This is a genomic window from Bradyrhizobium prioriisuperbiae, from assembly GCF_032397745.1.
Classification (GTDB): Bacteria; Pseudomonadota; Alphaproteobacteria; order Rhizobiales; family Xanthobacteraceae; genus Bradyrhizobium_A; species Bradyrhizobium_A prioriisuperbiae.
This window is the reverse complement of sequence record NZ_CP135921.1, coordinates 8165702-8179115: the sequence shown is the minus strand read 5'-3', so window position 1 is coordinate 8179115 and position 13414 is coordinate 8165702. Positions and strand designations below refer to the sequence as shown.

Below are 13414 nucleotides of genomic sequence, written 5' to 3'. Positions count from 1 at the left end.
ACGCTCCCGGCCGGATGCGTATCAACTCAGAGATCGAGCCCGAGAACTCGGATCGCATTGCCCCCGGTGAGCTGCGCCAGCGTGCTCTCATCCATGCCGTTGACGCCTGCGATGTGGCCGATCGGATTATATTCGGCCATGTCGAAGGGATAGTCGGTCCCCATCAGGATGCGATCCGGGCCAAACACGTCGAGCAGATAAGCCAGCTGGTGATAGCTGAAGACGACGGTGTCGAGATAGACCTGTCGCAGGTAGGTCGTCGGCGGCAGCGGCAGGTCGCCATGGGAATCCTGCCGGGCACCCCAGGCGTGATCGATGCGGCCGGAGTATCCAGGCAGATAGCCGCCGCCATGCACGGCCATCAGTTTGATGTCCGGAAAACGCGCCAGTGTGCCGCTGAAGATCAGGTTGTGCAGCGCCAGTGTGGTCTCGAACGGATTGCCGATGACATTGTTGAAATAGAAATGGGTCAGGCGCTCGCCATGGGTGAACCCGTTCGGGTGCATCATGATGAAGGCGCCGAGCTCTTCCGCCTTGGCGAAGAACGGCCGGAATTTTGGATCGGACAGCTCCTGGCCGTCGACATTGGTCAGGATCTCGACACCCCTGAGGTTCAGATGCCCCATGATGTAGTCGAGCTCGCGTACCGCGGCCTCCGGTTCCTGTAGCGTCACCACGCCGAGGCCGGCGAAACGGTCCGGATGGCGTGCGCAGTATTCGGCAACGCCGTCATTGGCGAGGCGGTGGGCTTTTTCCGCGATCTCGGCCGGAACGGCGTAATAGCACTGGCCCGGGGCAGGGGCGACGACCTGGACGTCGATGCCCATCCGGTCGAGATCCCTGAGACGTTTTTCGACGTCCTTGAACATCACGCCGGTGATGTTCTTGTCCTGCTGCGCGTTGATCTCCTTGGTGGCAGCATCCGCAAAGTGAGCCAGTGGAATGCGCTTGATGTCGAGATGCGGCTGCGCGATCGCGGCGGCCTGCGGAATCACCACATGGGCGTGCACGTCGATGGTCGGCGAGGACGGGCGCCGCGCGCGGCCATCCGCATCATGGATTCGTGCGGCGGTCAGACCATAGCGGTTCTTGGATTCGATCATTTTTTTACTCTCTTGTTTTGGGTGGACCAGTTGCGTGTATGGGGTCAGGGACGAGATGTTGCGCTGCTATTCGCCCAGAACACGGGCACGGCAACGGCATCGGCGTCCCCAAGTCCCGCGGCTTCGGCCTTCTCGAAGCAGGCCAGTGCGCTGGCTGCGACCGGCAGTGTGGTATGTTGCGTTTCGGCAAAGCGTACCGCGGTCGCGAGATCCTTCTTCGCGGCGCTGATGGCGAACGCCGGTGCGCCAATGGTCTCGCCCGCGAGCAGTTTTGCGATGTCGGGACCACGGCCTTTCATCGCGACCGGCGTTCCCGACGTATCGGACAGGATGTCGATGACTTTCTCGGGCGGCAGATTGAGCGACTTGCAGATCGCCAGCGACTCGCCAAGCGCCTGCCAGTAGACCAGCAGCGGCAGGTTGACCGCGAGCTTCATGGTGGCGCCGGCGCCGACCGCGCCGACATGCTCCACTCGGCGGCAGAGCTGCTCCAGCACCGGTTTGGCGCGGGCGACATCGGCGGCAGTGCCGCCGGCGAAGCCGAGCAGCTTGCCCTGGCGGGCCGGACCTACGGTGCCTCCAACAGGGCATTCGACAAAACCGGCGCCGGCCGCAACGACGGCGCTGCCGAGTTTGACGTTGGTCTCGGGGAGCACGGTGCTGGTGTCGATCAGCAGTTTGCCGTTGAGCTCGGCAGTCAGCAGCCCATCGGGACCATTGTAGACCGCGTCGGAAGCGGCATCGTTGAGCAGCATCGAGATGACGATCTCGCAGGCGCCGGCAAGTTCGGCTGGTGTGCCGAATTGTTTTGCGCCCGCATCGATCAGCGGCTTTGTCCTGTCCGGGTTGCGATTCCAGACCGCAACCTCATGATCGACCTCGATCAGCCGCAGCGCGATCGCCGATCCCATTTTTCCAGTTCCACAGACGCCAATTTTCATGATGTGACTCTCAGTTAACCGATGCATTGATGGCTTGTTCGATCCGCTCGGCTGTGAGCGGCAGGTCGCGCACCCGGACGCCGAGCGCATGGGCAATGGCGTTGCCGATCGCTCCTGCGATCGGGCCGGCGGCGCATTCGCCCGCGCCCAGAGCTGCCTGGCTGGGGGGCTCGACGATCACCGTGTCGATCTCGGGCGTCTCGGAGAAATTCAGGATCGGATAGTCGGCCCAGGAGCGAACCGCGAACCCGTCGTCGGTCCAGCCGATCTTTTCCTTCAGGGCCCAGCTTGCGGCCTGCACGACGCCGCCTTCGACCTGATTGAGCAGGCCGTTGCGATGAATGACCTCGCCGGCATCGACCGCGCCGACCACCCGGCGCAATCGCACCGTTTCGGTGATCTCGACAAAAGCGACCGCGGCATAATAAGCGCCCACGTTCTTGTAGCGGCTGAAGGCGATACCGCGGCCAATACCCTCGCCGCCGGGCTCGGCGGGATCCCAGCCGGCACGCTCGGCTGCTGCTTTGATCACTGCGATGGCGCGGGGATCGTCCAGATGCCGCAGCCGGAATTCGACGGGATCGACCTGCGCCACGGCCGCGAGCTCATCCATGAAGCTTTCGATCGCGAACACATTGCCGTGGGCGCCGAGCGAACGCATCGCCGAGCTGCGCAACGGCCCCTGCGGCATCAGATGACGGGTGACGCTGCGTTTGCCGAGCCTGTAGAGCGGCACCGCATTGCGGTCACCGCCGCCATAGGGGCGCGGCACATCGTTGAGCAGCGCGGATGGGTGCGGCTCCTCGAGGCTCCACGCCGCCAGCAGATTGACGCCGTCGCCGCCGGACCCCGGCCGGCTGTTGTGCGACGGGCTCCAGACCTCATGGGTCCATTCCACGATGGAGCCGGTATCGTCGATTGCACCGCCGAGTGCGATCCGCATCGGCGCCCCGAACGGTGACCAGCTCAGTTCGTCGGCACGGCTCCACAAGCACATGACCGGGGCATTTCTGTTGCGTGCGAGCAGCGCGGCATCGAGCGCGACATCGTCGGCGCCGTTGTGGCCGTAGCAGCCTGACCCCTGCGCGTGAATGACTCGGACGTTCTCCGGCGAGATGCGAAGAGCGCGTGCCAGTGTCCGGCGTAGCGGATGCACGCCCTGGGTATGCGACCACACGGTGAGTGCGCCATCTTCCCACTGGGCTACAGCACAGCTCGGGCCGATCGAGGCGTGGGCGAGATAAGGGCGGGAGTATCGCGCCTCGTGCCGCTGCACATCGTCTGGCACGGCAGTCTCGTCGGCGATGAATGTAGTGCTCTGCGCTGTCAGGCCCTCCATCCACGCATCCGGATCGGTGATCGCTGGAAGCGCACGCTCCCGGGTCCATTCCGCGCTCTTGTCCGCGGTCCGGATAGCGTTGAGGGCTTGGTCGTCACGCCGGGCGACCACGCCCATGAAGCTTCCATCCGTGACGACATCGACGACACCGGGAAGGGCAGCAACGCTTGCGCGGTCGAACGATTGCAGCCGGTCGTGCGGATGGGCCGGGCGCAGCACCCGGCCGTACAGCATGCCGGGCAGGGTCATGTCCTGGATGAAGGCCGCGCCATGCAGCTTGGCGTCGAGGTCGAGCCGCCGCAGGCGGTCGTGATCGATGCTGCCACCGTACTGGTTTGGCGGTGGCAGCTCGGCGCAGGAGCGATCCAGATCGACCTTGGCGGCGAGCTGCCAATAACTGACGCCTTCATTACGGGCCGCGCGCATGAAGACACCGGAGCGGACCACCAGCTCTCCATCGCCGAGCACGGCGCGGGCCTGCTCTTCGAACAGCGTGCGAACCAACGCGCAGGCCCAGCGCATGGCGGATCCGCTGTGCTCCACCGAAAAGCTGCCGGAGGTATAGCCTTCATCTGGAGAAACCGCGGTGTCCGCCGGCGTCATCCGGATGTGGTCGAGGTCGATACCGAGCTCCTTGGCCGCGATTGCCGCAATCGCGGTGACGGCGCCCTGGCCAATCTCTACCTTGCCGGTTCGAAGGGTAACGACGCCATCGGTGTCGAACGATACCCATTGATCGAGGCGCGGATTGGCTTTGAGGCTGATAGGGAGGTCGGTCATGAGACGGCCCGTTCTGCAATGGCGCGGTCGACCGCGCGCAGGATCCGGACATGGGCGCCGCATCGGCACAGATGCCGCTCGTCCAGCACGGCGACGATTTCGCTGCGGCTGGCCGGCGGGGTCCGGGCCAGCAGCCCCGTCACGGTCATGATGATGCCGTTGATGCAATAGCCGCATTGGGCCGCCTGTTCGGCCAGGAACGTCGCGGGCAATTCGTCCGCGCCGAGGCTTTCGATTGTTCGCACGCTATGGCCCTGCACCGACCACAGCGGCGTGGTGCAGGATTGCACGGGCAGCCCGTCGACCAGCACGGTGCAGGCACCGCAATTGCCCTCCGCGCAACCGATCCGCGTGCCCCTGAGATCGAGATCATGCCGCAGCGCCGTCAGCAGCGAGGTGTCGCCGCCAACAGCGACCTGAACGTCGGCACCGTTGACCTTGAAGGCCCAAGTCTTAGAGGTCCAAGTTTCGCTGTGTTGATCGATGTCAGTCATGGCTGAATTCCGGATCGTCAAGGGGCGTGGTAGACGCCGAGGTTTTGCGCCACGAGGTCGTCATTGTTGCGAACTTCCTCCGCGCGGCCGACAAAGGCACAGCGGCCGGTGTTCAGGATCACCGCCTGGTCCGCCACTTCGAGCGCGAGATGGCGATTCTGTTCGACCAGGACAATGGATTGTCCTTCAGTCTTGAGGCGATGGATGGCACGGCCGACTTCGGCGACGATCAGGGGCGCGAGGCCTTCCGATGGCTCATCCAGCAGCAGGACGCGCGGATTGCCCATCAGCGCCCGGCCGATCGCCAGCATCTGCTGCTCCCCGCCCGACAAGGTGCCTGCGAGCTGGGTGTGGCGCTCGCGCAGCCGCGGGAACAGCTCGTAGACCCGCTCCAGCGTCCAAGGTTTGTCGCTGCCACTCTGCCGCTGCCGGGCCACCTCGAGATTTTCGCGTATTGATAGCGACGGAAAGATCCGCCGTCCCTGCGGCACGAGGCCAATGCCGGATTTCGAGATCCGTTCCGGCGACAGGCCGCGGATCGACGTGCCGAACAGGCTGATGTCGCCGTCACGCGGTGTCAGGAAACCGACAATGGTCGAGATGCAGGTGGTCTTGCCGGCGCCATTGCGCCCCAGCAGTGCGAGCACGCAGCCCGGCTGCAGCGCAAAGCTTACGCCGTGCAGCACATGGCTGTCGCCATAAAAGGAATTGACCTCGGTCAATCTCAGCGCATCAGTTGCCAAGATACACCTCGCGGGTTTTTTCGTCGGCGATCACCGCATCGCGTTCGCCGTCGACAATGACGCGGCCGTAGTTCAGAAGTGTGACGGTCTCGGCGAGATCGAGCGCCGTGTCCATGTCGTGTTCGATCATGATCACGGCGGTGTCGCGCGGAATTGAAGCGATCTGCGCTTTCACGGTCGCGCGTTCGCTGCCCGACAGTCCGGCCAGCGGCTCGTCCAGCAGCAGCACCTTCGGTTTCTGTGCCAGCGCCATGGCCAGCTCGACGCGCCGCTTCTCGCCGTACGCAATCTCCGAGACCGGATGGCCGGCGAGATGGTCGAGCCCGACCATTTGCAGGACGCGTCTGGCCTCCTCGGCAAGATCACCATAGAACGACAGCGGCCGCCACATCTGCCAGCGTGAGGGGCGCAGGCCCAGGAGCCCCAGCGTGACGTTGTGTTCGAGTGTGTCGTCGGCGAACAGCGTGATGATCTGGTAGGTGCGCGACAGGCCGCAGTGCGCGCGCCGGTGCGGCGGCAGATAGGTGACATCCTGTCCGAACAGCTTGATCTGGCCGGAATTGGGCAGAAAGTCGCCGGTGATCTGGTTGAACAGCGTGGTCTTGCCCGCGCCGTTCGGGCCGATGATCAGCCGGCGCTCGCCGGGGCGCACCAGCAGCGTAACGTCCTGGGTGACGGGGAGGCCACCGAAGGCCTTCTTGAGGTGCCTGACCTCGAGCGCATAGGCGGTGCCGCTCATCGCGCATCTCCGCGAATGCGGGCCGCAAGGCTGCGGACACCCGGCACGATCCCGGTCGGCATCACCAGTACGATGAACAGGAACACCAGCCCCAGCAGCATGTTCCAGCGCTCGACATAGGCCGAGGCATAGTTCTTCAGCAGCATCACCAGCGTGGCACCGACGATCGGGCCGCCCCGCGTTCCGGAGCCGCCGGCGATCACGCCGAGCAGGCCTTCGGCAGAGCTCGTGATCGAAAGCGAGGTGGGGTGGATGTACTTGTTGTAATAGACGTACAGCAGGCCTGCGACGCCGCTCCAGAAGCCGGCATAGATGAAGGTGATCCAGCGGATCAGCCAGGGATTGAAGCCGAGCGCCGCCATCCGGCGCGGCTGGTCGCGAACCCCTTTCAGCGATGAGCCGAACGCGGACGAGACGAACACCGTCATCAGGGCGAAGGCGATGACCGCCACGCCCAGCGCGAACCAGTAGAACGCGAACGCGCCCTCGATGGAGAGGCCGAACGGCATCGGACGCGTGATGCCGGAGATGCCATTGTCGCCATTGGTGATGAACGACATTCGATAAGCCAGCCCCCACAGCACCTGGGACAGCGCCAGAGTAATCATCAGGAAGCCGAGCCCGGTGGCACGCAACGCGATCAGGCCGAACAGTGCGGCCGTCAGGGTCGTCCCGACGATCGAGATCAGCGCCGCCGCGCCATGGCCAAAGCCCCATCGGGTGGTCACCAACGCCGCGATGTAGGCGGCGACACCGAGGAACGAGGCGTGGCCGAGCGAGGTCATGCCGCCGAAGCCGACCAGCAGATTGAGGCTCAGCGCGAAAATGATCGCGATCAGGATCTGACTGGCGAGATTGACGTAAAAGTCTCCCGCGACGAAGGGAAGCGCGAGCAAAAAGGCGGCGAACAGCCCAAGCACGATCCGGGTCATGCGCCGACCCGTCCAAACAGCCCTTGCGGGCGAAACGCGATCACCAGGATCATCGGCAGGAACAGAATGATGTAAGCGAATTCGGGCAACAGCGCGGTCCCGAACGTGTAGATGAAGCCGATGATGAAACTGCCGATGAAGGCGCCGAGCAGACTGCCGACACCGCCGAGGATGACCACGATCAACGCCAGCGGCAGCATATCCGCATCAAGCCCGGGATAGGCCGACAGGATCGGTCCACCTAGCACACCGCCGGCGCCGGCGATGCCCGCGCCGAGGCAGAACACCGCGGTGAACAGCGTCGACACCGGGATGCCGACGGCGCGCGCCATCTGCCGGTCGTCGACGCCGGCCCGGATCATGGCGCCGACCCGGGTGCGCTCCAGCAGCAGATAAAGCCCGATCGCGACCGCGATCGAGCAGCCGACCAGCACCAGGCGATAGGTGGGAAAGGCGTATCCGAACACGCCGGTCGGCGATTGCAGGGCGGAGGGGGTAGGGACGGGGATCGGATCGCCGCCCCACAGCACGAGGCAGGCGTCAGCGATGATGAACGACATGCCGAGCGTCACCAGCACCTGGCCCAGCGGGTTGGTTTTCAGGCGCGTCAGCACGAGCCGTTCGAACACGCCGCCCAGCGCGGCAACGACAAGGCCGCTCCCGAGTGCCGCGACCCAGAGATTGAGGCCGTCGATCGCGCGCAGTGCGGTCGCTCCCAAATAAGCACCGAGCATGAAGAAAGCGCCATGAGTCAGGTTGGCGAGCCGCATCAGGCCGAAGATCAGCGAGAAGCCCGACGCCAGCAAGAACAGCAGTCCGCCGAGCGACAGGCTGTTGAGGCCCTGAATGATCCAGAACTGCATACCCAATCCATGCGGTCGAGAAGGCCGCGAGGTCCAGTGCCCCGTGGCACGAGAGCCTCGCGGCTGTTGTGACGAAGCGATCAGGGTTCGAGGTTCTTGGCCGGCGGATAGTCGCGCGAATAGACCGGGTTTTTCAGGAACGCGGTCTTGTCATAGGTCCAGAACTGGCTGACGTCCGGATAGGTCTTGACCACGGAGTTCACCAGACGGCCATCCTTGCGCGTCACCTTGCGGATATAGGCGTTACCGATGATGTTGCCGAATTCGTCGAATTTGACCACGCCGCGGATGGTGTCGGTGCTGGCGCCGCGGATCGATCCGATCAACGCCTTCTTGTCGCGCGCCTTGCCGGTCGTTGTTTTGAGGGCTGCTTCCAGCACTTCGCCGGCGATATAGGTACTCGCGGCATAATAGCCGGGGTCGTATTTGTTCTGCTTGCGGAACGCCGGCGCAAACGCCTGGTTTGCCTTGTTGTCGAGTTCTGCCGAATAGAAACTGGTGGTGACGATGCCCAGCGCCTCGTCGCCCATGTTGCGGAGCACGGATTCGTCGAGTGCGGTCATGCCGCCGATCACAGCCATCTTGTCCTTCAGGCCGTATTCGATGAACTGGCGCAGGAAACGAAATCCATTCGATCCGGCTGTGCCGAGGAAGATAGCGTCGGCATTCTTGATCGAAGCGACATAACTGCCGTAGTCGGGCGCCGTCAGCGGCGGGAAGATCTTCTGGATGATCTTGCCGCCATTGTCCTCGAACACGCGCTGGAAGCCCGCGCACATCTCATGGCCATAGGCGAAATCATCGGCCATGGTGACCATGCGCTTGTACTTCAATTCCTTGGCCGCGTATTCGGCCAGTGGATAGGCGCACTGCGCCGCGGTGGCGGTCACCCGCACGAACCACGGATTAGCCTGGCGCTGGGTCATGTCTTCAGCCGCGGCGACGCCGATGGTCGGGATTTCCTTCTGCACCACATAGTCGTTGATCGCGAGCGCTTCGAACGCGGCAAGCGGGCCGATCAGGCAGTCGATGTTGTTCTTTTCGACCAGTTCCTGGCATTTGGTGCGCGCGGTCGCAGGGACACCGGCGGTGTCGGCGACGATCAACTCGATCTTGCGGTCGGCGAGGGCGCCGTTCCTTTCCTTCAGGAACATGTTCAGCGCCAATTCCATGTCGATGCCGCCGGATGCTAGCGGACCCGTTTTGGCGGCCAGAAGACCAATGCGGAATGGGCCGTTGCTTTGAGCAAACAGCAGGCCGGGCGCGGCCATGCTTGCGATACCGGCACCGGTCGCGGCGCCGACGAACTCTCGTCGCGATAATGTCATGTTGTCTCCCCGATGTTTCCTGTCAGGCGTTTTGTTTTTCGAATGCCTTTTTTGCAGGCGTTCTTATTGATTATGTACGTCCCGTCCGGTCGTCGAAGTGATCCTGTTTCTCCTTTCGCAAAAGCCGTGCGCCGAAATGCGCTCGGCACGGTGGATTAATTTATCATCTGAAAAACGGTAATTATCAAGCGATAACTATTGATGGGATCGGCGCAGGCCACCGCAACTTTTGATGCACCGCGAAAGCTGTGCCGCGTCCGCCGCGAAGTATCGTCGCAGCTCAGTCGCTGTCGCGGTGTCCGCTGTTCGTCGCCTTCAACACTTCGAACACCGCCGCGGTATCCTGGTCGCCCAATCCCATGGCCATGGCCTGGGTATAGATTGATTGTGTCGCGGTGAAGAGTGGTGTGTCGCAGCCGACATCATCAGCGAATTCGGCGATGATCGCCATGTCCTTCTTCCAGGTCGAAACCCGCATGGTGGCAGGTTCATAGACGCGCTCCGCCATCATCGGCCCGCGCAGCTGGAGGATTCGCGAGCCGCCGGCGCCGGGAGCCACGATGTCGATTACCTGCTTGAGATCGAGGCCGGCGGATTCCGCCAGCAGCATGGCTTCGGCCGAGGCGACATTGTGGATCGCCACCAGATGGTTGGCGATGAATTTCATCCGGCTGCCGTTGCCGTAGACGCCGAGGTCGGCGGTCTGCTTGGCAAAATCGGAGAACAGGGACGTGTAGCGTGCGATCGCGGCGCTGTCGCCACTGGCGTAAACAACGAGATCGCGGGTCTTGGCCTGCCCGCCGGTTCCGCTGAGTGGGCAATCCAGCGCGATATGGCCAGCCTGATCGAGGATGTCCTTGAAACGCAGCTTGTCGGCAAGGGTGAAGGTGCTGAGTTCGATCACGGTCCGCTGCCGCTGGCCGGAAGCGGCAATGTCGCCGGCCACCGCGTGGGCGGCAGCGGGATTGGGAAGGCTGGTCATGATGACACTGGTGCCATGGGCGATTTCGCGGATGGTGTCGGCGGTGATCACGCCGTTGCAGACGGCTTCGGTCCGGCGGGCTGGATCGACATCGTAACCGATGACAGTCCAGTCCCGTTCGACCAGGTTCTTGGCGATCGCACCGCCCATGATGCCCAGCCCGATGATGCCTGCGACTTTCTCGTTCAACGCCGTATCTCCGTCGGTCTCGCTGACCGCATGTTCTTGTTTATAATGATCAATCGATAAACAGTGCAATGCGCCAAGTCAATTCAAGCATTCGGGAAGAGGGAGGCGTGCCGGCGGGGGTTCGCCATGAGATCGCGGTGGGGCGGTGCGAGATCTGTTGCTTTGGCGGAACCGCTGCGGAATAAACACCACATCAAAAGCATCTGGAGCAAAGGACGATATGACCGGTCTGGCAATCATGGTGGCGCCGAATGGCGCGCGCAAAGGGCACGCGGAACATCCCAATCTGCCGATCACGGTCGATGCCATCGCGAAAGAGGCCGTGGCGTGCCAAGCCGCTGGTGCCCAGGCCATCCATATGCATGTCCGCGACGATCAGGGGCGTCACAGCCTCGACGCGAATCGCTATCTGGCCGCAACCGATGCCGTGCGCCGGGCGGCCGGTTCAGAGCTGATCGTGCAGATCACCACCGAAGCCGTCGGCCAGTACAATTCCCATGAACAGATCGCGGTGGTGCGGGCGGTGCAGCCGGAGGCGGTCAGCATTGCCACCAAGGAGCTGATCCCGGATCCGAGTGCGGAGGCTGCCGCGGCGGATCTCTATCAATGGGCGTATCAGCAGCGCATCGCCGTCCAGCACATCGTCTACGCCGCGGAAGAACTCGACAACCTGCTGGATCTCATCAAGCGCGGCATCGTTCCCGGGCAGCATCACTCGCTGATCTTTCCGCTCGGTCGTTATGCCACGGCCCAGGAAAGCGATCCGGCCGAGCTCGTGCCGTTCCTCGCCAGGGTGCGGGAGCAGGGTGGCGCCGAGCGCTTCACCTGGTGGACCTGCGCGTTCGGTGCTGCGGAAACCGCGTCGCTGGTCGCGACCGCTGCGCTCGGCGGCCACTGCCGAATTGGATTTGAAAACAGTTTCTTCAATGCGGATGGCAGCCGTGCCAACAGCAACGCCGAGCGGCTCGCCGATCTGCGAGCGTCTCTGCATGGTGTTCGCCGTCCGCGCGCCTCGCGCGCTGAGGTGTTGCGAGCGCTGGGGCGGCCGGACTAGTCGCCGGCGCATCCTTCATTGTCTTGCCGTGATCGGCATAGCGTTGTGCAAGTGCTCAGTCTCTTGTGCCGCGCACGCGCGCGGATTGGCTTGCAATCCTGATCGGATGGGTTTATTTATCGATCGATAAATCATAGGCCCTCACGGGATCATGGGAGTGCAGCATGAAGGTTCTCGGCTTTAATCACCTGTCCGTCGGCGCCAGGGATCTCGAAGAGTCGGCGCGCTTCTACCAGGCCGTGCTCGGCATGGAACTGATCCCGACCTATAATTTCGGCTTCGAGACCAAGTATCTGCGCTGCGGCGATCTTCAGCTGCATCTGTTCGAACTCGACGATCATGTTCCGCACTATCAGCACTTCGCGGTCGACGTTGACGATTTCCATGCCGCTTACGACAAGGCAAAAGCGGTTGGCGCGCTCGATGAAACGACGTTTCGCAATGCCGTGAATGAACTGCCGGATGGATGCGTGCAGATGTACCTGCGTGATCCCGCCGGCAATCTCCTCGAGATCGATTGGCCCGATGTCGGGACGCTTGACCGCTCCCGGATTCCGGAATTGAAATTGCTGTCGGAGTTCGCGACCCAGGACGACGAGGGGCTGAAGGCGTCGCTGTATCTCGATCGCCCGCACATGAAGCGAGTCGCTCCGAAAAGCACCACTGCGCGCTGAAACTGAGGGAGATCGTGATGTCAGGCGTCGTTCACAGGCTCGATCTCCATCAGCGCGCCAATGGCCAGGATGCGGCGTATGCCGGCATGCTGGAGCGGGCTTACGCGCTGCTGCCGAAATTGCGTGAACGCGCGGCCAAAACCGAGGAGATGCGCCGGCTGCCGCCGGAGACCGAACAGGACCTGCACAAGGCTGGCCTGTTTCGGATCCTGCAGCCCAAGCGGGTCGGGGGCTTCGAGCTCGATTATGTCGCGCTGGTCGATTTCGCCGACGTGGTGTCGCTTGCGGACGCCTCCGTCGGCTGGAACCTGGCCAATCTCGCCAGTCACCACTGGATGCTGGGAATGTTCGACAAGCGCGCTCAGGACCTGATCTGGGACGACGACGTCGATGCCCTGATCGCCTCGTCGTTTGTGTTTCCAGCCGGCCGTGCCCGCAAGGTCGCGGGTGGCTACACCTTGTCCGGGCGCTGGCCGTTTTCGTCAGGTGTCGATTCCAGCACCTGGAACATGTTGGCGGGCATCGTGTCATCCGACGACGAAGCGGATGGCGTCGAGTATCGCGTATTCCTGCTCAAAAAAGATGACTACAGTATCATCGATACCTGGACCTCCACCGGGCTCAAGGGCACCGGCTCCAACGACGTTGAGGCGAAGGATGTGTTCGTGCCTGATCACATGACCCTTGCGGTCAAGGACGTGGCCGGTGGGCCGAGCCCGGGCAGTGTGGTCAATCCGGGCCCGCTCTACGCACTTCCGGTGTTTGGACTGTTTCCTTATGTGCTGTCGGGCACGGCGCTCGGCAATGCCCAGGCCTGTCTCGACGATTATGTCGACATCGCCCGGCATCGCGCTTCGACCTATAACCGCGCCAAACTGGGCGACCTGCAGACGACCCAGATCAAGATCGCGGAGGCGTCGGCCAAGATCGACGCCGCACGCATGATCATGCGGCGGACCTGCATTGATGCCATGGCGGACGTTCGCCGCGGCTACATTCCGCCAATCCCAGAGAAAACCAGATACCGCCGCGACGGCGCCTTCTCCGTCAATCTCTGCACCGAAGCGGTTTCCCTGCTGTTTTCCGCCAGCGGCGCCCGCGGGCTCTACACCACCGGCGCCCTGCAGCGCCAATTCCGTGATGCCCACGCCGTCAATGCGCACATTGCATTTAGTTTCGATGCCGCCGGAACCAACTACGGCCGGGTGGCACTTGATCTGCCGTCGGAGAATCTCACCTTGTAAGGGAGCAGA

Annotated in this window: 13 protein-coding genes; 3 read left to right on the top strand and 10 right to left on the bottom strand. The window is 63.1% G+C overall.

The features are described from left to right. Positions 1 to 26: 26 nt before the first annotated feature. The 10 genes from RS897_RS37875 to RS897_RS37830 all read right to left on the bottom strand — a co-directional run bounded on the left by RS897_RS37875 (position 27) and on the right by RS897_RS37830 (position 10502). The gene (locus RS897_RS37875; RefSeq protein WP_315833765.1) at positions 27 to 1103 is read right to left on the bottom strand and encodes an amidohydrolase family protein; all 1077 of its coding nucleotides are present in this window, start codon (positions 1101 to 1103) and stop codon (positions 27 to 29) included. Between the two features lie 44 nt (positions 1104 to 1147). After that, entirely contained in the window at positions 1148 to 2044 is an 897-nt protein-coding gene (locus tag RS897_RS37870; protein ID WP_315833764.1) for an NAD(P)-dependent oxidoreductase, read from the bottom strand. 10 nt (positions 2045 to 2054) lie between these two features. Beyond that, positions 2055 to 4163: a xanthine dehydrogenase family protein molybdopterin-binding subunit gene (locus RS897_RS37865; protein ID WP_315833763.1), complete on the bottom strand. Its 2109-nt coding sequence runs from the start codon at positions 4161 to 4163 to the stop codon at positions 2055 to 2057. Next, positions 4160 to 4657, bottom strand: a complete 498-nt coding sequence (locus RS897_RS37860) for a (2Fe-2S)-binding protein (RefSeq protein ID WP_315833762.1) — start codon at positions 4655 to 4657, stop codon at positions 4160 to 4162. Before RS897_RS37860 ends, RS897_RS37865 begins: the two co-directional genes overlap by 4 nt. 17 nt (positions 4658 to 4674) lie before the next feature. Next, positions 4675 to 5400 carry an ABC transporter ATP-binding protein gene (locus RS897_RS37855; protein ID WP_315833761.1) on the bottom strand — a complete coding sequence of 242 codons (726 nt, stop codon included), beginning with the start codon at positions 5398 to 5400 and terminating at the stop codon, positions 4675 to 4677. Then, positions 5390 to 6139: an ABC transporter ATP-binding protein gene (locus RS897_RS37850; protein ID WP_315833760.1), complete on the bottom strand. Its 750-nt coding sequence runs from the start codon at positions 6137 to 6139 to the stop codon at positions 5390 to 5392. The genes RS897_RS37855 and RS897_RS37850 overlap by 11 nt, the downstream gene beginning before the upstream one ends. After that, entirely contained in the window at positions 6136 to 7071 is a 936-nt protein-coding gene (locus tag RS897_RS37845) for a branched-chain amino acid ABC transporter permease (protein WP_315833759.1), read from the bottom strand. Before RS897_RS37845 ends, RS897_RS37850 begins: the two co-directional genes overlap by 4 nt. Then, entirely contained in the window at positions 7068 to 7934 is an 867-nt protein-coding gene (locus RS897_RS37840) for a branched-chain amino acid ABC transporter permease (RefSeq protein ID WP_315833758.1), read from the bottom strand. The genes RS897_RS37845 and RS897_RS37840 overlap by 4 nt, the downstream gene beginning before the upstream one ends. An 80-nt stretch (positions 7935 to 8014) precedes the next feature. Then, entirely contained in the window at positions 8015 to 9262 is a 1248-nt protein-coding gene (locus RS897_RS37835) for an ABC transporter substrate-binding protein (protein WP_315833757.1), read from the bottom strand. Positions 9263 to 9542: 280 nt separating this feature from the next. After that, positions 9543 to 10502 carry an NAD(P)-dependent oxidoreductase gene (locus RS897_RS37830; protein ID WP_315833756.1) on the bottom strand — a complete coding sequence of 320 codons (960 nt, stop codon included), beginning with the start codon at positions 10500 to 10502 and terminating at the stop codon, positions 9543 to 9545. Between the two features lie 151 nt (positions 10503 to 10653). Between RS897_RS37830 and RS897_RS37825 the strand changes: the two genes are divergently transcribed. The 3 genes from RS897_RS37825 (at position 10654) to RS897_RS37815 (ending at position 13405) form a co-directional block, all read left to right on the top strand. Continuing rightward, a complete protein-coding gene (locus tag RS897_RS37825; protein ID WP_315833755.1) occupies positions 10654 to 11487 on the top strand; it encodes a beta-keto acid cleavage family enzyme in 834 nt (277 codons plus the stop codon). 164 nt (positions 11488 to 11651) lie between these two features. Then, positions 11652 to 12161, top strand: coding sequence for a VOC family protein (locus RS897_RS37820; protein ID WP_315833754.1), 510 nt, complete (start codon positions 11652 to 11654; stop codon positions 12159 to 12161). 17 nt (positions 12162 to 12178) lie between these two features. Then, positions 12179 to 13405, top strand: coding sequence for an acyl-CoA dehydrogenase family protein (locus RS897_RS37815; RefSeq protein WP_315833753.1), 1227 nt, complete (start codon positions 12179 to 12181; stop codon positions 13403 to 13405). Positions 13406 to 13414 lie beyond the last annotated feature (9 nt).